This window comes from Sphingopyxis jiangsuensis (assembly GCF_016734905.1).
GTDB lineage: Bacteria > Pseudomonadota > Alphaproteobacteria > Sphingomonadales > Sphingomonadaceae > Sphingopyxis > Sphingopyxis jiangsuensis.
Genome location: NZ_JAERPO010000002.1, coordinates 23,452 through 48,420, shown reverse-complemented (window position 1 = coordinate 48,420; position 24,969 = coordinate 23,452). Strand labels below are relative to the sequence as shown.

General features: G+C 63.3%; 16 protein-coding genes and 1 other annotated feature. Of the genes, 7 read left to right on the top strand and 9 right to left on the bottom strand.

Features of this window, described 5'->3' with window-relative positions; translation table 11 throughout:
- Positions 1-3: 3 nt before the first annotated feature.
- The 3 genes from JI743_RS06925 to JI743_RS06915 are packed head-to-tail and all read left to right on the top strand — an operon-like array spanning position 4 to position 5,028.
- Positions 4-2,142 (top strand): NHLP family bacteriocin export ABC transporter peptidase/permease/ATPase subunit, encoded by a 2,139-nt coding sequence (locus JI743_RS06925; protein ID WP_201927407.1) that lies wholly within the window; start codon positions 4-6, stop codon positions 2,140-2,142.
- Positions 2,139-4,520, top strand: a complete 2,382-nt coding sequence (locus tag JI743_RS06920; RefSeq protein ID WP_201927404.1) for an ATP-binding cassette domain-containing protein — start codon at positions 2,139-2,141, stop codon at positions 4,518-4,520. The genes JI743_RS06925 and JI743_RS06920 overlap by 4 nt, the downstream gene beginning before the upstream one ends.
- Position 4,521: 1 nt before the next feature.
- Positions 4,522-5,028 (top strand): cyclic nucleotide-binding domain-containing protein, encoded by a 507-nt coding sequence (locus JI743_RS06915; RefSeq protein ID WP_201927402.1) that lies wholly within the window; start codon positions 4,522-4,524, stop codon positions 5,026-5,028.
- Positions 5,029-5,045: 17 nt separating this feature from the next.
- Here JI743_RS06915 and JI743_RS06910 read toward each other — a convergent pair whose 3' ends face one another.
- Positions 5,046-5,897, bottom strand: a complete 852-nt coding sequence (locus JI743_RS06910) for a universal stress protein (protein WP_201927400.1) — start codon at positions 5,895-5,897, stop codon at positions 5,046-5,048.
- A 13-nt stretch (positions 5,898-5,910) separates the two neighbouring features.
- The gene (locus JI743_RS06905; RefSeq protein ID WP_201927398.1) at positions 5,911-7,395 is read right to left on the bottom strand and encodes a SulP family inorganic anion transporter; all 1,485 of its coding nucleotides are present in this window, start codon (positions 7,393-7,395) and stop codon (positions 5,911-5,913) included.
- A gap of 84 nt (positions 7,396-7,479) precedes the next feature.
- Positions 7,480-7,532 (bottom strand) — a sequence feature (sul1 is cis-regulatory element that is thought to sense ions involved in sulfur or methionine metabolism; They are found in Alphaproteobacteria).
- 156 nt (positions 7,533-7,688) lie between these two features.
- Between JI743_RS06905 and JI743_RS06900 the strand changes: the two genes are divergently transcribed.
- Positions 7,689-8,840 (top strand): acyl-CoA dehydrogenase family protein, encoded by a 1,152-nt coding sequence (locus JI743_RS06900; protein WP_201927396.1) that lies wholly within the window; start codon positions 7,689-7,691, stop codon positions 8,838-8,840.
- 18 nt (positions 8,841-8,858) lie between these two features.
- Here the strand turns inward: JI743_RS06900 and JI743_RS06895 are convergent, their stop codons facing one another.
- The 4 genes from JI743_RS06895 to JI743_RS06880 form a co-directional block, all read right to left on the bottom strand.
- On the bottom strand, positions 8,859-9,716 hold the full coding sequence (locus tag JI743_RS06895; RefSeq protein ID WP_201927394.1) for an HTD2 family dehydratase: 858 nt from the start codon (positions 9,714-9,716) through the stop codon (positions 8,859-8,861).
- Entirely contained in the window at positions 9,713-10,927 is a 1,215-nt protein-coding gene (locus JI743_RS06890; protein ID WP_201927392.1) for a CoA transferase, read from the bottom strand. Before JI743_RS06890 ends, JI743_RS06895 begins: the two co-directional genes overlap by 4 nt.
- A gap of 191 nt (positions 10,928-11,118) precedes the next feature.
- Positions 11,119-12,456: a sigma-54-dependent transcriptional regulator gene (locus JI743_RS06885; protein ID WP_201927390.1), complete on the bottom strand. Its 1,338-nt coding sequence runs from the start codon at positions 12,454-12,456 to the stop codon at positions 11,119-11,121.
- Entirely contained in the window at positions 12,453-14,261 is a 1,809-nt protein-coding gene (locus JI743_RS06880; RefSeq protein ID WP_201927388.1) for a sensor histidine kinase, read from the bottom strand. Before JI743_RS06880 ends, JI743_RS06885 begins: the two co-directional genes overlap by 4 nt.
- 220 nt (positions 14,262-14,481) lie before the next feature.
- Here JI743_RS06880 and JI743_RS06875 point away from each other — a divergent pair, with 220 nt between their 5' ends.
- Genes JI743_RS06875 through JI743_RS06865 form a run of 3 tightly spaced genes read left to right on the top strand, consistent with a single transcriptional unit; the run spans position 14,482 to position 19,998 of the window.
- On the top strand, positions 14,482-15,840 hold the full coding sequence (locus JI743_RS06875) for a dicarboxylate/amino acid:cation symporter (protein WP_438870680.1): 1,359 nt from the start codon (positions 14,482-14,484) through the stop codon (positions 15,838-15,840).
- 37 nt (positions 15,841-15,877) lie between these two features.
- Complete coding sequence (locus JI743_RS06870) at positions 15,878-19,006, top strand: TonB-dependent receptor domain-containing protein (RefSeq protein WP_201927386.1); 3,129 nt, start codon at positions 15,878-15,880, stop codon at positions 19,004-19,006.
- On the top strand, positions 19,006-19,998 hold the full coding sequence (locus tag JI743_RS06865) for an alpha/beta hydrolase family protein (protein ID WP_201927384.1): 993 nt from the start codon (positions 19,006-19,008) through the stop codon (positions 19,996-19,998). The genes JI743_RS06870 and JI743_RS06865 overlap by 1 nt, the downstream gene beginning before the upstream one ends.
- Before the next feature lie 707 nt (positions 19,999-20,705).
- Here JI743_RS06865 and JI743_RS06860 read toward each other — a convergent pair.
- Genes JI743_RS06860 through JI743_RS06850 form a run of 3 tightly spaced genes read right to left on the bottom strand, consistent with a single transcriptional unit; the run spans position 20,706 to position 24,969 of the window.
- Entirely contained in the window at positions 20,706-21,500 is a 795-nt protein-coding gene (locus JI743_RS06860; RefSeq protein ID WP_201927382.1) for a DeoR/GlpR family DNA-binding transcription regulator, read from the bottom strand.
- 45 nt (positions 21,501-21,545) lie between these two features.
- The gene (locus JI743_RS06855; protein WP_227340447.1) at positions 21,546-22,889 is read right to left on the bottom strand and encodes a sugar isomerase; all 1,344 of its coding nucleotides are present in this window, start codon (positions 22,887-22,889) and stop codon (positions 21,546-21,548) included.
- A complete protein-coding gene (locus JI743_RS06850) occupies positions 22,858-24,969 on the bottom strand; it encodes a bifunctional rhamnulose-1-phosphate aldolase/short-chain dehydrogenase (protein WP_201927380.1) in 2,112 nt (703 codons plus the stop codon). Before JI743_RS06850 ends, JI743_RS06855 begins: the two co-directional genes overlap by 32 nt.

Sequence of the window (24,969 nt, the reverse complement as noted above, 5' to 3'; positions counted from 1 at the left end):
CCCGTGGCGCGGCGCCGACCGACCCCGACCGTTCTCCAACTCGAAGCCGCCGAATGCGGCGCCGCGTCGCTCGCAATGATATTGGCGACCTATGGGCGTCACATGGGGCTCGACGAGCTGCGCGCCTTATGCGGTGTGTCGCGCGACGGGACCAAGGCGTCGAGCCTGTTGCGCGCGGCGCGCGCGCTGGGGCTCGAAGCCAAAGGGCTGAAGGCCGAGCCCGAACATATCGCCGACTTGCCGCTCCCGCTGATCGCTTTCGTCAACTTCAATCATTTTCTCGTCGTCGAACGCATCGACGCGCATCATGTGTGGCTGAACGATCCCGCATCGGGTCGGCGGCGCGAGCCGATCGAGACATTCTCCGAAGGGTTCACGGGCGTCGTGCTCACCTTCACGCCGGGCGCCGATTTTCGGCCGGGCGACAGTCGGCCAAGCCTCGCCCAATCGCTCCGGCACCGCTTCGACGGAGTGAAAACAGCGCTGTGGTTCGTGGTATTGACCGCGCTGGCCCTGGTCATTCCAGGAATCATCCTCCCGGTCTTCAGCCGGATATTCGTCGACTATGTGCTCGTGCGTGGGCTCGACGACTGGCTGGTGCCGCTGCTCGTGGGCATGGCCCTGACCGCTGCTGTCCGCTTCGTGCTCCTCGAATTGCAGGAACGCGCGTTGCTGCGCGCCCGCACCGCGATGAGCCTCGGCACCGGCAACGTGCTGATGCGCAAGCTCCTGACGCTGCCGGTTGCCTTTTTCGACCAGCGTTTCGCGGGCGAGATTGCCGACCGGGTGCGGTTGAACGAAAGCCTTGCGACGCTGCTCACCGGGCAACTCGCGCAGGCCGCGGTCAACCTCGTCAGCGCGCTCTTTTTCCTGATCGTCCTGCTTTTCTATCATTGGGCGCTGACGCTCGCGGTGGCGGCTCTCGCGCTGCTCAATGCGGCGGTGCTGCTGCTGTCGAACCGCCTGCTTTCCGACCGGTATCGCAAGATTTCGATCGATCGCGGCAAGCTGGCAGGTGCGCGGGTCGCGGGGATCAAGGATATGGAGACGTTCAAGGCGTCGGGCGGCGAGGATATCGTCTTTGCGCGTTGGACCGGGCTGGCAGTTGCGGTGCAGAATGGCGAACAGCAGGTCGCCCGGATCGCCGCATTGGTGCGGCCGATGCCGACGCTGATCAGCGCGCTGATCGCGGCGACTATCCTCGTATGGGGCGGCTTTGCGGTCATGGGCGGCGCGATGACGCTCGGTGAACTAGTCGGCTATCAAACGCTCGCGGCGAGCTTTATCGCGCCGGTCGCCGCACTCGCGGGCTTTGGTGCGGAGCTGCACCAGATCCGGTCCTACACCGGACGGCTCGACGATGTGCTCGCGCAGCGGGGCGATCCGCGCTTCGACCGCGACGAGCCGGCGCTGGGCGATCGATTGCCGCAAGGCGGCTTGCAGGTCCGCGACCTCAGCTTCGGTTACGCCCCGCTCGATCCGCCGCTGATCGACGGGCTGAACTTTGAGATCAGGCCCGGCGAACGCATCGCGCTTGTCGGCCCGTCGGGGTCGGGAAAATCGACGGTCGGGAAGCTGGTCGCGGGACTCGAACAGCCGCGCAGCGGCGCCTTGCTGCTCGACGGGCGGACGCTGCTCGACTGGCCGCGCGCGGTGCTTGCCAACCGGCTCGCCTATGTGCGGCAGGATGTCGTGCTGTTCGAAGGGACGGTGCGCGACAATCTGACATTGTGGAACGATGCGCTCCCCGAACCCGATATGCTGCGCGCGGCGCGCGACGCGATGATCCATGACGTGATCGCATCGCGGCCAGGCGGCTATGACGCGCGCGTTGCGCAGGGCGGCGGCAATTTCTCGGGCGGCGAACGCCAACGTATCGAGATTGCGCGCGCGCTGGCGAGCGACCCCAGCCTGATCGTCCTCGACGAAGCGACGAGCGCGCTCGATCCGGTTACCGAGCACGCGGTGATGGAGGCGATCCGGCGGCGCGGCATCGGCTGCATCATCATCGCACACCGGCTGTCGGCTATCCGCGATTGCGACCGCATCTTTGTGCTCGAAGCGGGACGTGTCGTAGAGGCAGGTGACCACGCGAGCTTGATGGCCGGGCGCGGCCCCTATGCACAGTTGGTCGAGGCGTGACCGGTTCGATCGCCTTGTCCGCGGGCGAGGCGCAGCGCCTGCCGCACGGTGGGACCGGATGGCGCGTCGCCACGGGACGGCTCGAACTTTATCTTGTTAGCGACGACCGGCGGCGCTTTGTCGAGCTGCTCGATGTCGATGGCAGTATCGCGCCATTGCCCGAAGGCGCGCGTCATTTCCTCGTCGTCGCGCTTGAAGAATGCGATCTGGCCGCGCTCCCCGCCGGGACGTTCGACGATAGCGATCATGGCGCGGCGCTCGATGCGGCTTTTGCCGTCGAAGCCGCGGAGCGCGATGCCTCGCTTGTCGAACGGATTACGCGCGCGCGAGCGAGCGGCGTGGCGGCGGGGGATGCCTGGGCGGTTTGGCAGGCGCTCGGCGCGGCGCTCGGTATTTCGGTCGACACGCAGCGCCTACGCGGCGCAGCAACCGATTTCATGCAGACGCCCGTACTCGCGCGGCTGGCGGGTCTACGCGCGGCACGGACAATTCTGGCCCCCGGCTGGTGGCGCGACGATGCCGGCCCGATGCTGCTCCGGCGCGGCGACGACAGTGTCGGCGCGGCGATATGGATACGCGGCGCCTATCGGGACGAAGAGGACAATGCTGTCGAACCGGCCGACATCCACTCGCTTTGTTGGCGCATCTATGCGCCGATCACGCGCGATATCTCGACGTTCGGCAACATGGCCCGCAACGTTGCCGGCGGGATCTGGCGCGAATTTCCCCTGATTGCCGGTGCAGGACTTGGTGCGGCGTTGTTGGGACTGCTCGTGCCGGTCGCAAGCGCGTGGATATTCGACGAGATCGTGCCCAGCGGTGCCGGCGGCTTGCTCATCGGCGTCGGCATGGCGTTGGCCATCGCGGCACTTGTCGGAGCCGCCTTTTCGGTCACGCGCATATTGGCGACCGCCCGTGTAGCAGCGCGCGGTCAGGTGGCGATGGCGGCGGGCGTGTCCGACCGCGTGCTGCGATTGCCCGCGCGCTTCTTTCGCACCTTGTCGCCGGGGGACTTCAACCAGCGGATCGAGGCGCTCGAATCGATTCGTGCGCTTGTCACCTCGGTGCTGCTCAACGCCGGATTGACTGCCTTTTTCGCGCTATTCTATCTGGGCCTGCTCTTCGTTTACGAACCACGCATGGCGCTCGCCGCGCTGGCCGTGACGTTCGTCTATGTCGTCGCGGTGGTCGTCAGCCGCGTGGCGCAGGCCGCGCCGCTGCGCGAAGCGGCGGAACGCGACGGAAAGCTGGCCGGGCTGACCTTCGAGATATTGGAGGGGCTGCCCAAATTGCGCTCGGCTGCGGCCGAGGAGCGCGTGCTACACCGTTGGCAGGACGCCTATCGATTGGAGCGCGAGGCCGATGCACGCGGCCGCCGGATCGGCATCCATTTCGGGGCCTTCGCCGATGCGTGGGGGGTAATAAGTTTGCTCGCGCTGTTCGCCACGGCGGCCTTGCTCGCTACGCGCGACGTTCCGCCGGGGCAGTTCATCGGCTTCCTGGCGGCGTTCGCGGTCTTTCAGGGGAGTTTCACCGGCCTCTGCGAATCGCTGCTTGCCCTCTACATGGCGCGGCCATTGGCCGAGCGCGCACGGCCGATCCTGACGGCCGAGGTCGAGGCGACCGAAGCGCGCGCCGACCCCGGCACGCTGACTGGCGATATTCAGGTGAGCGGGCTGAGCTTTGGCTACGACAATATGATGGCGCCGCTGCTTCATAATCTGTCGCTGGCTGTCGCGCCGGGCGAGCATATGGCAATCGTGGGCGGATCGGGCTCGGGCAAATCGACGCTCTTGCGGCTGCTTTTAGGGTTCGAGGCGCCGACGACGGGATCGATCGCTTATGACGGGCAGGAACTTGCGAGCCTCGATCCCGCGCGGCTGCGCAGCCAGATCGGCGTCGTCCTGCAATCGAGCCAGCTTTTCGCGGGAACGATCATGGAGAATATCCGCGGCGCGAGCGATGCGGGCATCGAACAATGCCAGCTGGCCGCTGAGGCGGCGGGGCTTCGCAGCGACCTCGCGCTGATGCCGATGGGGATGCACACGATGGTGACCGAGGGTGCGGGGACGCTGTCGGGCGGGCAGCGGCAGCGGATTCTGATCGCCCGCGCGCTCGCCGGACGCCCGCGCATCCTCTTTTTCGACGAGGCGACGAGCGCGCTCGACAATGCGACCCAGGCGATCGTGGCGCGAACGCTCGACGGCATCGACGCGAGCCGCATCACCATCGCGCACCGGCTGTCGACGGTGCGCAACGCCGATCGCATCTGCGTGCTCGAACGCGGGCGCTTTGTCGAAAGCGGAACGTTCGCCGACCTTATGGCGCGGGATGGCGCCTTTGCGGCGCTCGCTCGCCGTCAATTGCTGGAGGACTGACATGCGCAAGGCGCTCTATATACTGGGTGATCTCGACGATGCCGACATCCTCTGGCTCGCCCGCCACGGCAACGTCCGCAGCCTGACCCCCGGGAGTCAGCTGATTCGGGCGGGACAACCGATCGGGGAGCTGTTTTTCGTGACTGACGGCATCTTCGACGTCACCAATGCCGCCGGAACCGCGATTGCCGAGCTGTCGCTAGGGGATGTCGTCGGCGAAATGTCCTTCGTCGAAAAGGCGCTGCCCTCGGCGACCGTGACCGCGCGTGGCGCTGCGCGCGTTCTCGCCGTGCCGCGCGCAGCGATTCTCGCCGCGTTTGCCGAGGACAGCGGGTTTGCAGCGCGCTTTTATCGGGCGCTCGCGGTTTTTCTCTCCGATCGCCTTCGTACCCTGTCGGCGCCAGCAGGGAGCCAGGCCGAACTGGACGAGGGGTTGCTCGACACGATCAGCGAAGCGGGCGACCGCTTCGTCCGGCTGATTGCGATCCTCGAAGGTCGCATCAGCTAGGGCAACGCCTCCTGCCGTCAGCGAAACAGGAGCACGGGTATCGTGCAGGAGCGCACCATTTCTGTCGTCGTGCTTCCGACAAGCATGGTGCGGAGCGGGCTGTGGCCGTAGGCGCCCATGACGAGCATGTTCGCGCCATTGCGCGTGACGTCGAGCATGATGACTTCGTCGGCCTTGCCGTCGATCAGGCTGACGCGGGCATCGCGGTGCATCGTCAATATTTCGCGTGCCCAATTGAGGTGCGCCTGGTTCGTCGTATCTTCGCGACCGGCCATGACGATGTGGAGTGACGCGTCCGAGAATAGAGGCGAGGTCGCAGCATAGACCAGCGCCTTGCGCGAACTGGGGCCGCCGTCGAAAGCGATCGTCACGATATCGGGTTTGGTGAAGGCGCGCGCCGCGACGAGCACGGGCTTTTCGCTCTGGCGCACGACGCGTTCGACCTTGCTGCCGAGATGGCCTTTGGCAAAGTCGGCCGACGCACCGCGCTTGCCGATCACGACGATGTCGGCATCGGTTTCGCGCTCGACGATCGTTTCGACGATGCCCCCGTGGCGGTGGGTCAGCGTGATCCGTTCGTGACCCAGTTCGGCCAGATGCGACCGCGCGGCCGCCAGCAAGGTGCGGCCCTGCTCCTGCGCCAGCTTGCCTTCGCTTTCGTCGATGCGGACGAGTTCCTCGAGCAACGCCGATTTGGCGCCCAGCCCGACCGCGCCTGACAGGTCGCGCCGCGCCGCGACAGCGTCTTTGCGCTGGATCACGTGGAGGATTTCAATCTCGGCATCGAGCAGGCCAGCCGCCCACGCCGCATGGTCGATCACGCTCGTCGCATAGAGCGAGGCGTCAATACAGGCGAGAATTCGGGTCATGACTTTCTTTCCCTCAATGCGCAGCCAACCGCGCGTCGGCGTCGGGCTTGTCCGAGATTCCGAAGCGGTCGATCATCGTGGCGCTCGCTTCGTTAAGGCCGAGCACGTCGACCTCGGTGCCTTCGCGGCGCAGCTTGATAACCGCCTTGTCGAGCGCTGCTACTGCCGAAATATCCCAGAAATGAGCGTTGCGGACGTCGATGACGACCCGTTCGATAACTTCACGGAAATCGAACGCAGCAAGAAAGCGTTCGACCGAGGCGAAAAACACCTGTCCGGTAAAGCGATAGGTGCGCGTGCTGCCGTCCGCCGAAAGCGCGGTTTCGACCGCGAACAGATTGCGCACCTTGCTGGCGAAGAAGACGCCCGATAGCAGCACCCCCACCAGCACGCCCTTCGCAAGATCGTGCGTCCACACGACGGTAACGACCGTCGCGACCATCACTACCGAGCTGTGCCACGGGTGGCTGCGCAAATCCTTGACCGACTGCCAGCTGAAGGTGCCGATCGACACCATGATCATTACGGCAACCAGCGCGGGCATCGGGATCTGCGCGACAAGCGGGCCGAGCACGACGATCAGGAATAGCAATACGCTGCCCGCAACGAAGGCCGACAAACGCCCGTCGCCGCCCGATTTCACGTTGATGACCGACTGGCCGATCATCGCGCAGCCACCCATCCCGCCGAAAAATCCGGTGACGAAATTGGCGATTCCCTGGCCGTGCACCTCGCGCTTCTTGTCGCTCGGCGTGTCGGTCAGGTCGTCGACGATCTGTGCCGTAAGCAGGCTTTCGAGCAGCCCGACCGCCGCCATGGCGACCGAATAGGGGAGTATGATCGCCAACGTATCAATTGTGAGCGGAACCTGTGGCAGCGCGAAAAAGGGAAGGGTGGAGGGCAAATCGCCCATGTCTCCCACGCGGTTGACGTCGAGATCGGCGTAAATGGCGAGGGCGGTGAGTACCACAATTGCCACGAGCGGCGACGGGATCACCTTGGTCAAGCGCGGCAGCAGGTAAATGATCGCGAGCGCCGCGGCGACAATTGGATAGGTCATCCAGCCGACACCGATGAGCTGCGGCAACTGGGCCATGAATATCAGGATTGCCAGCGCGTTCACAAATCCGGTGATGACCGACTTCGACACGAACTGCATTAATAGGTCGAGCCGCAGAAATCCGCCGACAAATTGTAGAATGCCCATCAGGATCGTTGCAGCGAACAGATACTCCACACCATGATCGCGGACGAGCGGGACGATCAGGACGGCAATCGCCGCCGTCGCGGCAGAGATCATTCCGGGGCGCCCGCCGACAAGCGCGATGATGACCGCGATCGAGAAGGAGGCGTACAGGCCGACTTTGGGATCGACCCCGGCGATGATCGAAAATCCGATGGCTTCGGGGATCAGCGCGAGGGCGACGACGATCCCGGCCAATATGTCGCCGCGCGGATTTGAAAGCCATTCGCGACGGATCGAGGCGAGTTGGGTCATATGTCTTTTGTCTTGCAGCGGCATCGCCGGCGGGGCCGGCACATCAGCATGTCGTTGCCCCGCAATAGGAGCGGCGTTGCCATGGGTTGTCCCGGGGATAGGCGCCGGGCCGAGCCACCCGGCGGGCCGGGTCCAGTGAATGCGGGAAAGCCGTTAGCGGCGCAGCTTCGCCACGGCAACTCATTTTGAAACAAATTTGGTGTCGGTCCGTACAATGCTCGTTCGGCCTTGAACTGAACGTCGCGCTCGCTGAAAGGGGGGCATTACCGCTTGCGCCGACGGGGGAACGATCTGTGGAGCAATATGAGTCCGTTCGCGAGGAGGTCGCCAAGCTGTGCGCAGATTTCCCCGGACCCTATTGGCAGGCGAAGGATAAGGCGCGCGCCTATCCGTCCGAATTTGTCGCGGCGCTTGGCGAAGCGGGCTATCTCGCGGCCTTGATCCCCGAAACCTATGGCGGAGCCGGTTTGCCCTTGTCGGGGGCGGCGGCGATCCTCGAGGAAATCCAGCGGCAGGGGTGCAATGGCGGCGCGGTGCATGCGCAAATGTATGTAATGGGGACGCTGCTGCGCCACGGCTCCGACGAGCAGAAAGCGCGTTACCTCCCCAGAATAGCCACTGGTGAGTTGCGTCTCCAGGCGTTCGGCGTCACCGAGCCGACGAGCGGCACCGACACGCTGAGCCTCAAGACCACCGCGCGCCGCGATGGCGACGATTATGTCGTCAGCGGCCAAAAGCTCTGGACGAGCCGCGCCGAGCATAGCGACCTGATGATCCTGCTCGCGCGCACGACCCCGCGCGAAGAGGCCGCGAGCCGCACCGAAGGCCTGTCGGTCTTCCTCGTCGACATGAAGGAAGCGCTTGCTGCGGGAACGCTGTCGATCCGGCCGATCGACACGATGATGAACCATGCGACGACAGAGATTTTCTATGACGAGATGCGCGTTCCCGCCGCGAACCTGATCGGCGACGAGGGCAAGGGGTTCCGCTATATATTGTCGGGGATGAATGCCGAGCGGCTGCTGATCGCCGCCGAGTGCATCGGCGATGCGAAATGGTTCATCGACAAAGCCTCAAGCTACGCGAAGGAGCGCGTCCTGTTCGGACGCCCGATCGGCCAGAACCAGGGCGTGCAATTCCCGATTGCCCGCGCCTATGCGCAGATGCGCGCGGCCGAACTGCTTGTGCGCGATGGCATCGCAAAGTATGAGGCGGGGGAAAATGCGGGTGCCGAGGCAAACATGGCGAAGATGCTCGCGGCCGAGGCAAGTTGGGCAGCCGGCGAGGCGTGCATCCAGACGTTCGGCGGGTTCGGCTTCGCCGCCGAATATGACATCGAGCGCAAGTTCCGCGAAACACGGCTGTACCAAGTCGCGCCGATCAGCACGAACATGATCCTGTCCTATATCGCCGAACATGTGTTGGGGATGCCCCGCAGCTATTGAGCACCCTCGCGCTGTCGCTCAGGCCGTCCGCCGCGCCGATGCTGCCATAATTTGGCGCCCGTCCCTTGCGAAGGCGCCGAGTTCCATCCCTTCCGAGGTCTCGCGCAGGACGAGGTGCAGGTCTTCACCGACGATGGCGGGCGATGTGCCGCGAAAGTCGAAATGCGAAAGGGCGTTGTCGCCAAACTCCGCCTGCGCGAGGCCGAGCAGCAGGGTCGCCGCAAGCGGGCCGTGAACGACGAGGCCGCGATAGCCTTCTTCCTCGGTCGCGTAAGAACGATCGTAATGGATACGGTGGCTGTTGAAGGTCAGCGCCGAATAGCGAAAGAGCAACGCTTCGGTGGGCACGACCCTGCGGTGCGCGTGCCACGCTGCCGGGTCGAACCGTCCTTCGCCGGGCGGCGGCGGTGCTGGCGGCGCGTCCTTCGAGGCCACGTCGCGAAAGACGATCGATTGCGTCTCGCGGATCGCAAGCTCGCCATCGGCATGCGTTGCATGGTCGACTTCGACAAACACGAGCGTTCCCGAGCCGCCCTGTTTCGCCTTGATCGACGCGACGCGCGAATTGCGGACTATTGACTGGCCAGAACGCAGCGGTTGCACAAAGCTTACCCGACTTGCCGCCCACATTCGGCGGGGAAGGGGGATCGGCGGCAGGAAACTCTGGGCGCTTTCTTCGCGGAGCGGGTGACCGTCGATGCCCAAGGCCGCGGTCGGCGCACCGGGCAGGCAGAGGCACCAATGATAGCCCTGCGGCACCGTGCCGTCGCTCGCCGCGCTCCGGTCAAAGGTCGCCAGCCACCGCGCCGCGGCGCCTTCGTCGATATAGTCGCTGCGCGTTTCCTTGCGGCCGATCCAATCCTCCCACGCGCTCATGCCGTCGGCACCTTGTCGGCGACGCCGACGATGCCGGCGTCGATCAACCGGGCGATCTCACCCGAAGAGAGCGCAAGGCGAGCCGCGAGAATCTCTTCGCTATGTTCGCCGTTGCGCGGGGCCGGGCGCGGCGCCCCGCGCGCGGCACCGGCTATGGTCGCGAATGCCCCGGCGGCGGGATAATCGAAACCGCTGGGGTTCGGCGCGGTGCCAAAGATCGGATTGTCGGCGACGAGGCTGCGGTCATGCACCGCGTCGAGCATCGTGCGATAGGGCGAGTGAACGATGCCGCCCGCATCGAAGGCTGCCGCAAGGTCGGCGTGGTCACGATCCGCGATCGCTCGTTCGAACAAGGGGTATAATGCGTCGCGATGTTCGAAGCGGAGGCCGTCGTCCTTCGCGAACGAGACGCCGCGGGCCTGCTCGACCGCTGCGACCGCCTCGTCGAGGCCCAGCGCCGCCACCAGATTTGCCCACTGGCGCGGGGTCACCACGACGATCATCGTCCGCTGCCCGTCCCGCGTGACGAAATCGCGCCCGAACAGGCCATAGACGGCGTTGCCGAGCCGCGGGCGGTTCTCGCCCGAATAAAGGACTTCGGCAATTCCGCCGAGGTTGGCGACCGTCCCGATGGCGACGTCCGACAAGGGAATACGGACTTCGCCACCTTCGCCGGTCGCGCCCCGTCGCTGAACCGCGGCGAGCAGCGCGAAGGCGGCATAGGCGCCGGTGAGGAGATCCCACGCGGGCAGGACGTGGTTCACCGGCTCGGGCCCCGTGCCTGTCAGCATCGGATAGCCGACGCTGTTGTTGACCGTATAATCGAGCGCCGGCGATCCGTCGGCCCAGCCCATCACGCGCACCGTAATCAGCTTCGAACAGCCTTCGGCCAATTTGGCATGCGACAGGAAGCCGTCGGCAGGGAAATTGGTGACGAATTGCCCTGTCGCCCGCACCAGTTCCTGCAAAAGCTCGCGGCCTTCGGGCCGAGCCAAATCAAGCGCGACCGACCTTTTTGCCCGGTTCAGATTTTCCCAGTAGAGCGAATCATTATCCGCCGTGACCGGCCAGCGCCGATAATCGGGTCCCCCGCCGATCTGGTCGATGCGAACGACGTCGGCGCCGAATTGCGCAAGATAGAGTCCCGCCGTCGGCGAGGCGACGAACGACGATGCCTCGATAATCGAGAGACCGGCGAGAAGATTATACAATGGGCGACTCCAGCTAAGACAGTTCTACCTCGATAAGCTTTGACCAGGATGAATCCAGTCTTCGCACCAACGCCAGAAGCCGCCTTGCCCTGTCGCAGTGGCCAATGGTTGCTCGCGTGCGCCGCAATCAATGATGCCGGCGTGCCATCGGCGACGCGTACGACGCAGCCTCCCGGGAGCGGCTGAGGCCGTCACGTTCGATAGGCTTTCGGATCGATGCCGTGGCGGTTCAATTTGTCGTATAGCGTTTTTCGCGGAATTTTGAGGCGAACGACCGTCGCAGCGATATCTCCGTGCGTCTCGCACAGCGTGTCGCGAATGATTGCGGCCTCGAAATTCCGGATGCGCTCGCCGAGTGGCGCGGTGTCGGACATACCCGCCAGCGGCGCGTCGGTTGGAAGATCCAGCACCACGCTATACGCAAAATTCTTGAGCTCGCGGACGTTGCCCGGCCAATCATGCTCGACGAGATGGCGGCGCACCGCGTCGCCGATCTGAAACCCTGTGCGCCCCATTTTTTCCGCTGCTTCGCCGAGGAAATAGGCGAAGGTCTGCGGAATGTCGCCGCGGCGTTCGCGCAGCGCGGGAATCCGCAACTTGACGACGTGCAGCCGGTAATAAAGGTCTTCGCGGAACGCGCCTCCACGCACCGCATCCATCAGGTCGATCTTGGTCGCCGCGACGATGCGCAGATCGACCGGTTCGGGTTCGCTGGCCCCGATCGGCTGGACTTCGCGTTCTTCGATGACTCGCAGCAGCTTGGCCTGAACCCCAGCATGCATGGTGTCGATTTCGTCGAGAAACAGGGTTCCGCGATGCGCGCTGCGGATACGGCCCGCCTGTCCGCGCTTGCCGGTCGCGCGATCGACGAGATCGCTTCCGAACAATTCTGCCTCTGCCAGATCGTGCGGAAGCGCGGCGCAGTTGACCGCGACCAGCGATGCGGCGCTTCGCCGGCTCTGGCGGTGAAGCATGTGCGCGACCAGTTCCTTGCCGGTTCCCGTCTCGCCTTCGATCAGCACGTCGATGTCGGCCTGCGCCAGTTGCGCGATTGTCTCGCGCAGCCGCTGCATCGCCGGACTCTCACCGATCAGCGGGCTATCGATCGCGGCCACCGTGGCGGTCAGGCGGCGATTATCGAGGATCAACCCCCGATGCGCGAGCGCGCGGCGCACAGCGCCGAGCAGATGGTCCGAAGCAAAGGGCTTGGCGAGGAAATCGAAGGCCCCGTCGTGAAGCGCGCGGACGGCCATCGCGACATCGGCATGGCCGGTTATCAGGATGACGGGAATGTCGGGATCGATCGCATGGATAGCGGCGCGTAACTCGAGGCCGTCCATGCCGGGCATACGGATGTCGGTGACGACGACGCCCGAAAAGTCGGTCGCGATGCGCGGCAACATCGCCGAAGCGTCGGCAAAAGCCTCGACCTTCAGGCCGCCGAGTTCGAGCGTCTGGACATTGGCCGCGCGGAGCGCCGCGTCGTCATCGACGAAAAATACGGTCTGTTCGGTCGAATAAAGGCTCATGCAGTCCTCAACGTCAGTCGAAACCCGGCGCCGCCGAGCGGTGATGCGATGAGCGTCAGCGAACCGCCGAACTCGGTCATGATGTCGCTGGCGATGGCAAGTCCCAGCCCGAGCCCGTCGGGGCGTCCGGTGACGAACGGGGTGAAGAGCTGCGGCAATAGGTCGGCCGGTACGCCCGGGCCGTTGTCGCAGATATCGATGATCTGGGGATCGGTGCCCTGCGCGCGCAACTCGACCCGGGGCTCCGGCGTCGCGTGCAACGCATCGGCGGCATTTTGCAGCAGATTCACGAGCACCTGTTCGAGCCGGACTCGATCCGCATATACGCACGCCGCAGGGTTGTTGATCTGAATGTCGAGCGCGATGCCCTGCGCGCGCAGCCTGTCGCCGACCAGCAGCAAGGTCCCGTCGATCGCCGATTGCAGCGGAACTGGGCCGAGCGATGCCGGCGCGCGGCGGGCGAAGTTGCGCAGTTCGCCGGTAATTGCGCCGATACGCTCGGTCAGTTCGACGATTGCCGCCAGATTGTCGCCGGCCTTTGCCGTCTGATCGCGCTCCAGATAGCGGAGGCTGTTTTCCGCAAAGCTGCGGATTGCGGCGATCGGCTGGTTGATCTCGTGCGCGACCCCGGCGGTGATCTGTCCGATCGAACCGAGTCTGCTTGCCTGCGCGAGTTCTTCGCGCGCGGCGCGATAGCGGCGGTCGGCTTCGGCCTGACGTTCGGCGGCCTGCTTGAGCTCGGAATTGGCGTTGCGCAGGTCGCGCGTGCGCGCTGCCACTTCGCCTTCCAGCGCTGCGTGCGCCGCCTGCCGCAGCGCCTGTCGTTCAACGAGCCGCAGCAGCGTCACGATGGCGGCGCCAACGAGGATGAGCAGGACCAGGAAGATCACGCGCGCGGTGGCGTTCGCACTGTCGCGCGCGGGCTGGGCGGGCTGCAAAAGCCGCAGCTGGCTGCCGGGTAGCGACACAGGTTCGGCAAATGCGCGGTAGATGGTGGCGCCGTCCCGCTGCTCGATCCGCAGATCGCCGCCCGAACGCCGTATCGCGAGCGGATCAAGCGCCGCCTCGCCATAGCTGCGGGTTGCCTTCAACCGCGCGCGCGTCGCGGGCGGCAGCGCATCATAGGATCGAAACCGCCACGCAGGCGCGCTTGTCATGATGACGATTCCCGCCGCATCGGTGACGAGCGTGGTCGCGCCTGAATCAGCCCATTTGGCCTCCAGCTTGTCGAACTCGACCTTGACCACGATCACGCCGAGCGGGCGATCGCCGTCGTCGACACGCCGTGCGAGGAACAGGCCGGGACGTCCGCTCACCGTTCCCAGCGCAAACAACTCGGCCTCGCCCTTTGCCATCGCGCCGCGGAAATAGGGACGGAAGCGATAATTCTGACCGATGAAGCTCGTCGCCTTGTCCCAGTTGCTCGCCGCAATCGTCGTGCCGCCGGTGTCGATCACATAGATGACCGCCGCGTCGGTCCGCTCGGCCAGTTGCGCAAGTTCGCGGTCGAGCCGCTCGACGGCCGGATTGCCGCGCCGCGACAGGGCGAGCCGTACGTCGGGAAATTCGGAAAGCACGCGGGGGAGCAGCCGGAACTTCTGCAACTCGCTTTCGAGCAGGCTGGCGTGCGCGCGCGCATTCTGCCGCGCCTCGACATCGGCCTGCGCCCGGCCATGCTGCGTGGCCCATTGGGCGAGCCCGAGTGCGGCGATGAGCAAGATCGCTGCGCCGACGATCGTCGCGACGAGTAGTCGGCGCCGATGCCTTGATGGCGGAGAGATGGGCGAATCGCCTGTTGCTGACATGTGCGAATATTCGCACAAAAAGATAAAAGTCTATGCGAAAAATCACACATGGCGATGGGTGCAGGTGCATGTTGGAAAGGAAAAAATACGTAAAATCAATAAGATGTAATTCTTCCTCGCTCGTTTGACCCGCGAGGCCATGGCTCCCTATTTTTTGCGCAGCAGGCCGGTCAACGGCCAGGTGATGCGCGCCGGAACAGGTGCAAGAGGGGAGAGGCCGGTGGCCGTAGTGCTCGATTTGACTGCTCCATGCGAGGCTGCGCCGCGTCGGCGTTGGTATGCCCAGCTTTATGTGCAGGTGCTGGCGGCAATCGTGGCGGGGGTGCTGATCGGCCATTTTGCGCCCGCAACCGGCGAGGCGCTTCGTCCGCTCGGCGACGGTTTCATCAAGCTTGTGAAAATGATTATCGCCCCGGTGATTTTCCTCACCGTGGTCACAGGCATCGCATCGGTGGGTGAGGCGAAAACGCTCGGGCGCGTCGCAGCCAAGACCTTTGCCTATTTCCTCTTCTTCTCGACGCTCGCGCTGATCGTTGGGCTGGTCGTCGCCAATGTGGTGCAGCCGGGGGCAGGGATGAACATCGACCCTGCAACGCTCGATGCGGGCGCAATTGCCGACTATCAGGCCAAGGCGCATGACGCGACGCTGACCGCCTTTCTGTTGGAGATCATTCCGACGACCTTTGTGTCGGCGCTCACTTCCGGATCGATCCTTCAGGCACTTTTCGTTGCGATCCTCTTCGGGCTGGCGCTGATGCATGCGGGCGAACCCGGGGCGCAGATACTTGGCATGTTCGAGAAGCTGTCGGTGGTCTTTTTCCGCCTCGTCGGCATGCTGATGCGCTTTGCGCCGATCGGCGCATTCGGCGCGATGGCCTTCACCATCGGCAAATATGGTGTCGGAAGCCTTGCCAACCTCGGTACGCTGATCGCGACCTTTTATCTCACCTCGATTTTCTTCGTAGTCGTCATTCTCGGCGCGGTCGCGCGACTGTGCGGCTTCTCCATTTTTCGCCTGATTGCCTATCTGAAGGCCGAGTTGCTGCTCGTCCTAGGCACTTCCTCGTCGGAAGCGGCGCTGCCGAGCCTCATCGAAAAACTCGAGCGCGCGGGCTGCGCGAAGCCCGTCGTCGGCATGGTCGTGCCGACCGGTTACAGCTTCAACCTCGACGGCACGAACATCTACATGACGCTTGCGGCGCTGTTCATCGCGCAGGCGACTGGCGTCGACCTGTCGCTCGGTGATCAGCTCGCGCTGCTGCTTGTCGCGATGGTGAGTTCGAAGGGCGCGGCGGGCGTGACCGGCGCGGGCTTCATTACGCTCGCCGCGACGCTCTCCATCGTCCCGTCGGTGCCCGTCGCAGGGCTCGCGCTGATCCTCGGCATCGACCGTTTCATGAGCGAGTGTCGCGCGCTCACCAACTTTATCGGCAATGCGCTGGCGGCGATCGTCGTCGCGGGGTGGGAAGGGGCGCTCAATCGCGAAGCGCTCCACCTCGCGTTGCGCACCCACCAGTCACCGCTGGCCGAAAGCCTGCCGCTGCGGGGCGACCTCGCCGCGGATGCACCGTCCGATTGAATCAAAGCCTGAAACAAGAACCGCTATGGGGGAAGATATGACACAGACACCGAAAGCTCGCTGGGTGCGCCAAAGCAGCCGCATCGCCTTGATTCTCGCCGCCGGCGGTTGGGCCGCCGCAGCCCAGGCGCAGAATGCCCCCGACGACGTCGCCGACGAAACGGCGGCGAGCGATCAGGAAATCGTCGTTACCGGATCGAACATCAAGGGCGCATCGGACAGCGGCGCAATCGCAGTGACGACGCTCAGCAAGGAAGACATCGACAGCTTCGGCGCGAGCTCGACCGGCGAGATCATGGAATATATCGCGCAGGCAGGGTCGGCCGAGATCAACGGCGCTGCCGACGGACCGAATGACGCGCGCGGTGACGTCGCGACGGTGAACCTGCGCGGGCTCGGTACCGGCAATACGCTGATCCTGCTCAACGGCCGCCGCATCGCGGCGCACGCTGCGAACCAGGACATCGGCTCGACCCCGCGCCAGATCGTCAACGTCAACGCCTTTCCCGCGACGGGAATCGACCGCGTCGAGGTGCTGCGCGACGGCGCATCGGCGCTCTATGGATCGGACGCGACGGCCGGCGTCGTCAACACGATCCTCGATGCCAATTTCCGCCGCAACATCCTCAACTTCGAATACAGCACGCTCGAAGGAACCAATTCGGACGAGATAACCGTCGACGGCGGCTTTGGGATCGAGTTCAATCAGGGGCGCACGCGCGTCATGTTCTCGGGCAGCTATTATGACCGCAACGGTCTGTTTTCGAGCGAGCTTGGCGGCCAGTTCAACACCGTCGACAAGCGCGCTTTCCTGGGCGATTCGCCCTTCGCGACCGAAACGACCGATTTCCGCAACACATCGACCTCCTCGCCCTTCGGCCAGTTCCAGGTCGGGTCGGTCAATTCGGAAGGCGTCTTCGTCGGCCAGCGCGTCCGTCAGGGCACGACGGCGCTCACCAGCACGACCGGGGTGTTCCACATCCAGCCGTGCGATTTCGCGGGCACCCGCGCGGTGCTGGGGACGGGGAGCGAGGGTTGCATGGGCCTCGACGACGGTTCGCTCGACGCGGCGCTTCGCTATGACTTTGGCGCCAACCAGCCAAACAATTCGCTGAACGAAGGCGTCAATGTCACCAATGACCCGATAACGGCGAAGGGGCGGCAGCTTATCTCCTCGGCGAAGCGCTACAATGCATATGCCAATCTGGAGCATGAGTTCGGCAGCGGGGTCGAACTATTTTCCGAGGCGCTCTACTATCGTGCGACGACCAGTTCGAACCGCGCCGCGCAGCCGGTTGACAGCGGACTCGCTTTCCTGATCGTTCCGGCGAGCAACTACTGGAATCCATTTGGCGCGGTCGGCAGTCCCAACCGCCTTCCGGGGCTGAACGCCACCGACGTTCCCGCAGAAGGGCGCGACGTGCTTCTCGTCAACTGGCGCCCCACCGACCTCGGCCCGCGCTTCATCGATACCAAGACCGAAACCTATCGCCTCCTCGCCGGGCTGCGCGGCCAGTTCGGCCAGTGGGACTGGGAAGGCGCGATCGCGACAAGCGGCAACCGCACCGCCGACACCGAAAGCAATCGCCTGTCGAAGACGTTGCTCGCCGCCGAGCTGGCCAAATCGACGCCCGATGCGATCAACCCGTTCGGTGGTCCCAATGCGAACACGCAAGAGCAATGGGGTCGCGTTCGCATCTCCAATACCAATGTCGGCAAGACGACGCTGACGACGGCTGATTTCCGCATTTCGAACAGCGCTGCCTTCGACCTTATCGACGGTCCGGTCGGCCTCGCCTTCGGGGCAGAATGGCGGCACGACTATTATGAAGAGGATCGCGATCCCCGTCTCGACGGGACGATCATCTTCTCGGACGAGAATGTGTCGGGAATTTCCGATGTCGTCGGTGTCAGCCCGACGCGCGATTCGAGCGCGGGACGCGATGTCTTTTCCGCCTTCGGCGAAGCGCTTGTTCCGCTCCACCGCGGCGAAGGGACGTTCATCAACGATCTGACGCTCCAACTCGCGGTGCGCGGCGAATATTTCAACGACATCAACGACGGCGCGGTGAAGCCAAAGGTCGCGCTGTCCTGGTTCCCGGTCGAAGCATTCAACCTGCGCGCGGCTTATTCGCAGGGCTTCCGCGTCCCGAACCTTGTCCAGCTCAACCGCGGCGACGTATCGCGCCTCAACCTCGGCAACGAGGATTACTACCGGCGCGACGTCACCGGCGACCCGGTTTCGACCGGGGACGCCTATCTTGCCTCGGTGCGCCAGTCGAACCCGAACCTCGAAAATGAGGATACCGAGACGATCGTCGTTGGCGCGACGCTCGACCTCAAAAAAGCCTTTTCGAGCTCGGCGATCCGGCGCTTTGCCATCAATGTCGACTATTGGCGCTTCGAGCAGAAGGGCGTGATCGGGGCATTCGGCGACCAGGAGGCGCTCGCGCTCGACTTCCTGCTGCGCCAGCAGGGATCGAGCAACCCCAACGTCGTCCGCGCGCCGGTGACGGCGGCGGACCAGGCGGCGTTCGATGCCTATAATGCCGCGAACCCCGACTCGCCGCGCCAGGCGGCGGGGCAGGTGCTCTATGTGATCGACCCCTATATCAACCTCGATCGGCAGATCGCCGACGGCTTCGACTTCGGTCTTGCAACGAGCTTCGATGCCGGATCGGCGGGCATTTTCCGTTTCGGGATCGAGGCGACCTATCTCAACAGGCTCGACGTCGTACGAAACGAACTGCTTGCCGCGCTGGCGGACAACCCGGCCTTTGCCGGCGACTTCGCCGCGCTGCAGGTCGACCGGATCAAGCTCGACGGCAATCCGCGCTGGCGCGGTACCGCGACCTTTGGATGGCGGCTCAAGGATTTCAGCATGGGCGGCTCGGTCCGTTATGTCTCCGACATGCTCGACACCAGCGCCGACATCACCGTCGATGGCGAAACCGTCTATTGGAAGGTCAAGGAGGATTGGCGCGTCAACCTCTATGGCGAGTATCGTTTTCGCCTTGGCGACCGCCGCGACATTCGCCTGCGGCTGGGGGTGAACAATGTCTTCGACGGCAAACCGCCGCTCGTCGACGAAAGCTATGGCTATTACCCCGAATATCACTCGGTGAAGCCGCGTGAATTTTACGTCCAGCTTCGGGGCAGCTTTTGATGGCCGCCCCGACGGCTCCGGCTTCGCGCGCTTGGTCCACTGGGCGCGTGAAGGCCATGGCGGGCGCGGTGCTGTTGGCGCTGGCAGGATGCGCGTCCGGCCCGGCGTCGGCGGTTGCCGCCCCGCCTGGCGAAACCGCGCTGCAGAAATCCCTGTTCGCCGCCGGAGTCCAACGGTTCACCTTTGACGGCTGGGCGGGCCCCGCCTTTCCAGTCTGGATTTTCCGCCCGGCGGGCGCTGGCGCCGACGCACCGGTCCTGTTCGTTTTCCATGGAGTTCAGCGCGACGCCGACAATTATATGAACCAGTGGATCGACCTGGCACGCCGGAACAACATCGTCCTGATCGTTCCCGAATATAGCCGAAGTGCCTTTCCGGGGGTTGAGTCCTACAGCCATGGCTGGTTCGCGGAAAAAGACGGCGCGCCGAGGCCGCGTGCCCAATGGTCCTTTGCGACCGTCGAGCCGATTTTCGTTGCGATCAAGCGCCGCGAAGGACTGAGCGCCGAAACCTATTCGGTTTATGGTCATTCGGGCGGCGCGCAGTTCGTGCATCGTTATGTGCTATCGGGCGGCGGGCCGCATCTGGCGCGCGCGGTGTCGGCGAACGCCGGTTCCTATGCCGCGATCGATCCGGCGGTCCGCTGGCCTTTCGGGCTTGCGGGGCTGCCCGCCGGCATGTGGGATCCCCAAAAGGCGTTCGCAGTTCCGATGCTGGTGCTGCTCGGCACCGAAGACAATGATCCCGATCATAAAAGTCTGCCGCGTCAGCCCGAGGCGATGGCACAAGGTGCCCACCGCCTTGCGCGCGGGAAAAATTTCTATTCCCGCGCCAGCGCTTATGCCGCCGCTGGCTCACATGCCTTCGGCTGGAGCTGCGGTCTGGTCCCTGGCGTCGCACACGACAATGCCGGAATGGCGGGCGACGCCATCGCCTTTTTGTTCGGCGATGCCCGCATCGAGCCAGGGCGAGCCTGCCAGCGCGTGCGATAATAGTTCGCCGCGGCGCGCGGTCAGTTGTCCGCAACTCAGCCGGGGATTCGACGATCGTTTCTGTCGGATGCGGCGTCCGGTCGGCTGTCGTCCATTCTTCAACACCCGATGCGGTTTCGTTTTGCTGCCCTTCGTCGAAATCGTGAATTCCGACGGTGGCAAGGTCGGGCGGCCACACTCCCAACCGCTCCATCTTTCGGCGCTGCATTGCCTATGCCACCCCATCCCAGCGGTTCGAGAGGGCGGTCGAGGCGCAAGGTCGAAGCTCCTTGGCGTTGGCGGTCAGATGTCTCCAGTTCGTGGATCGGATTCGAGCTGCATTCATACAAGAATCTCCACAGATCAGGCGCTGCTTGAAATTTATCGAATGATTTCAGAGGGGATTGCATGCGGCTGGACGGCCGGAATGAGACAGTGTGTGCAACTTCGCGTTTCTTGGCCGTCGGGCGGACCGCCAGCGACGCCAAAAAAATATCGCGACGAAGTATTGTTGTCGGACTTTCCATCTCAGATCCGCCTGTCGCGCCGAAATGATAATATATGTGCTCAGATTATAAATCTGATTGCTCCAAATTTAAATTTTTAAAAATATAAAATACAGAAATCCTACTATTCTGGCAATACGAGCCAAGGGTTCCGTCACGCATTTGTCCCAAACACCTACTGCATGGTGTTCCGTACATTGAAAGCGTCGGGTCTGATCGTCTTCACGGCGCTATGACAATTCTTACGCCCTCATCCTCGATCATCTTGGCGTGTTTGTCGACCAGTCGGTCGTCGGTCACCACCATGTCAATCTCTGCAAGCGGGCACACGATATGACCCGACGGAGCGTCGAATTTGGAGGCGTCTGCCAGCAGGATGATCTCGTCCGCGCGTTCGATGAGTTGCCGCTCGGCTGCGACCAGGACCGGATCGACCTGCATCATCCCGCCGCCTCCGATCGCTGCGGCACCAATAAAGAGCTTTGGCGCGTGGAATTGCGGCATGCCGGCATCTTCGAAGACCGAGAGAATAATCGATTGTTCCGGAAAGACGGCGCCCGATGGCACCAGAACACGCGTTCCAGACTGATTTATAAGTGCGGACACGATATGGAGCGAATTTGTGAGAACGGAAAGATTGAGCCCTTGCAAATGGGGACACATTTGCAGCGTTGTTGACCCGCCGTCGATCATCACGGCTTCGCCTGGCCGACAAAGGCGTGCCGCTGCCGCGCCGATCGCCTCCTTTTGCTTGCGATTGAGTGCGATATTCTCGTGAAAGGGCACGCCTTGAAGATGGAACTCCTTCTCTCGAGGCGCGCCGTCGTCTTCGGTTTCGGGTGGAAGTCGGGCGCCGCCGCGAACCCTGACCAGTCGGCCGTTGCTGGCCAATCGTTCAAGGTCGCGACGGATCGTTGCGGCCGACCCGTCGACCTTTTCTTCAAGTTCTCGAAATGAAACAAATCCTCTGGTCTCGAGGAGGGAGAGGATAAATTGTTCGCGTTCGGTGGCGTGCATCGCATGACAATGCGCCACGATTCGCCTGTTTTCAATCAGTTTCGATCAAACGATTCCCGCCCCAAGCCCGACACGCTGGCGTTCCTGCGCCTTGCGCTGTCGCCATCCGCTGTCGCGGTAGGTTGCAATCATATCGATAGCGCCTCCGGCCTCGGCGCGGGCTTTTGCGACGATGGGCGTCACATCGATATTATAGGCGCGGCGAAGTGCTTGAAAGGCCGCCATCGCGTCGTTGCGCTCCTGGGCGTCGTGCAACGCCGCCCGATCGACGAGCAGAGCCTTGGCGTAGGAGGCGGCGATGCAATCTGCCGACATCATCATGCTTTCGATCGGATCGGTGACATTGTGCGACTGGTCGATCATATAGCTCGGCCTGAACGAGCTCCCCGAATTTCGTTCGGCTTCGACCAGTTCATTGAATATCAGGAAAAGCTGGTGCGGATTGATCGATCCTGAATCGAGATCGTCGTCCCCATATTTGCTGTCGTTGAAATGGAAACCTCCGAGTTTGCCAAATCGGTTCAGCCTCGCAACGATCTGTTCGATATTCACATTGGGGGCATGATGCCCAAGATCAACGAGACATTGGGCCTTCGGTCCGAGTTCCTGCGCGGCAAGGATCGACGATCCCCAATCAGAGATGACCGAAGAATAGAATGCGGGCTCGAACATCTTATGCTCGATCAAGAGACGCCAGTCGCCAGGAAGAGCGGCATAAATCAAACCCACGGCTTCAAGATATCGATCGAATGAGCGAGTGAGATCCTGTTGACCCGGGAAGTTGCTGCCGTCTCCGACCCAAACGGTCAGATCGGAAGCTCCAAGCTGACGCCCGATATCGATGCATTCGATGTTGTGCTCGACCGCTTGCTGGCGCACCGCGTCGCTGGTCGACGAGAGCGAACCGGACGCATAGCTTTGAGATTGCCCCGGTTGATCCTGGAATGTGTTCGAATTGATCGCGTCGAACCCTAGGCCAACCGCTGCGGCCTCTTCGCGCAGCGCTTGGTAATCGGCGACCTTGTCCCACGGAAAATGGGGTGAAACGCGGGGCGTCATTCGGCACAGCTGATTGATGACGCCGCAATCTTCCAGCTTTTCGTGGATCGTCGTCGGTTCTCCCGGAATCGGGAATTTCGCGAAGCGCGTCCCACCGCGTCCCGCGCCCCAGGTCGGCACGGCGACCGAAAAGGACGAAATGCTCTGTGTGATCGAATCAATTGCGATGTCCGCTCGATCGAGCTGCTTGCCGAGTGCGGCATAATCTTCATCGAGCGCGGCGCGCGCGCGCGCGTTTCTTTCGGCAATCAACTCGTCGGAAATAAGACCGTGTGTCATTGTAATTCTCTCTGCTCGCTCAGCGCGTGAACGCTTGCGCGTTGCCGGCATCGACGTTGATCATGTTGCCGGTCGATTTTGCAGACATTTCGGATGCGAGGAAATAGACAGCCTCCGCAATGTCTTCCGGTAGCACGTCCCGCCTGAGCATCGATCGTTCGCGGTAATGCTGCTCGAGCGCTTCGCCCGCGTCAATTCCATGGGCGCCCGCGCGTTCCTTGCGCCACTCGCCGCTCCAGATGCGTGACCCTTTGATGACGGCATCGGGATTTACGACATTGACCCGAATTCCGTCTGCCGCGCCCTCGAGAGCCAGGCACCGCGCGAGATGATTTGCGGCGGCCTTCGCCGAAGCATAGGCGCTCGCATTTGTTGCGGCCACCAGCGCATTTTTCGATCCGATGAAAACGATCGAACTGCCGCCCTGGCCGCGCATCGTCCTTAGCAGGGGGAAAGCAGCGCGTGCGGTGAGGAAATAGCCATCCGCGAGCACCGCATAATTTTTGCGCCAAAGCTCGATACTCGTGCCCTCGATCGGCGCGGAGGAGGCGATCCCTGCATTGGCCACAAGTATGTCGAGGCCGCCAAATTCGCGCGCGCACATGTCGACTGCTGCCTTGATCGCTTCGGGGTCGGTCACGTCGCAGATTGCCTTGCGTATCGGGTCGTGGCCGAAACGGCGGCCAAAGGAGTCGCAAACCTCTGCAAGGGCATCGGCGTCACGATCGGCGAGTAGTACACAGGCGCCGTCCGCGAGGAGGCGGGCTGCGGTAGCGGCGCCAATCCCTCCGGCGCCTCCCGTAACCAGGGCGATCTTTCCGACGAGGGGTTTGGGAGCCGGCATGCGCTGCAATTTGGCTTCCTCGAGAAGCCAATATTCGATGTCGAACGCCTCTTGTTCGTCGAGTGCGACATATTCGCCGATCGCTTCCGCGCCGCGCATGACATTGATCGCGTTGCCGTAAAATTCGCCCGCCAGGCGTGCCGTCACCTTGTCGGCGGCAAATGTGATGCGTCCAATGCCGGGAACCAGGATGACGACCGGATTCGCGTCGCGCATGGCGGGCGAATTGTGTCTTTTGCAGCGCGCATAATAGGACGCATATCGCTCGCGATACGCCTCGATGCTGGCGGCGAGATATTGGGTGTCGGCGAGGCGTGCCGGGTCGAGCGTCAATGGAGCGATCTTGGTGCGCAGGAAATGATCGGGGCAGGATGTGCCGAGCGCTGCGAGCCGTTCGAAATCGACCGATCCGACAAATTCCAAGGTTTCGGTGTCGTCGGAAAAATGGCCGACCTTGGTACGGGCTCCGATCAGCAGACCGCGAAGTCGCGGCATCAATTCCGATGCTATGGCCGCACGATCTGGGTCGGGCGCGTGCTCGACGCCGCCGAATGCGGGGCGGCCGGCAATCCGGTGGTTTAGATATTGCGCGGCATCGGAAATCAGGGCGATCGTGTGTTCATAGCATTGCTTCGCGCTGTCCGCCCAGCAGATGATCCCGTGACCGGCGAGCATCACGCCCTCGATCCCCGGGTTGGCGCTCACGTAATCGCGCAATTCGACGGCAAGAGTGTAGCCAGGGCGCTTCCATGGAAGCCAGCCGATCCGGCCGCCCCAGATTTCGCGCGTCGCCGTTTCGCCGGTCGACGAGGCCGCGAGCGCTATGATCGCGTCGGGGTGGACATGGTCGACATGCGCAAAGGGCAGCAACGCATGCAGCGGCGTGTCGATCGAGGCCGCACGGTTGTTGAGATTGAAAGTGCAGTGCGGCAGATAGCCGACCATCTTGTCGTCATCGTCCGGACCTGCGTAAAATTTTTCAAGGCCCAAGAGCCTTTCAAGATAAAGTGTCGCGAAACCGTCCAGCGCCATCGACCCAAGGTCGCCGCCCGAACCCTTGACCCACAGGACGTCGACCTTGTCGCCCGTGAGCGGGTCGACGTCAGTGAGCTTCGCCGAGGTGTTCCCGCCGCCGAAATTGGTGACCGTCAGGTCGGACCCCAAGAGGTTGGAGCGATAGAGAAGAAGCTCCTCGGCGCTCATGGTTGCCGCAGCCGATTCGTCCCAACGGGACGAGGGTACGGCAAATGCCGTTCCAGGGGCGTTTTCGGTAAGGAACTCGTTCAT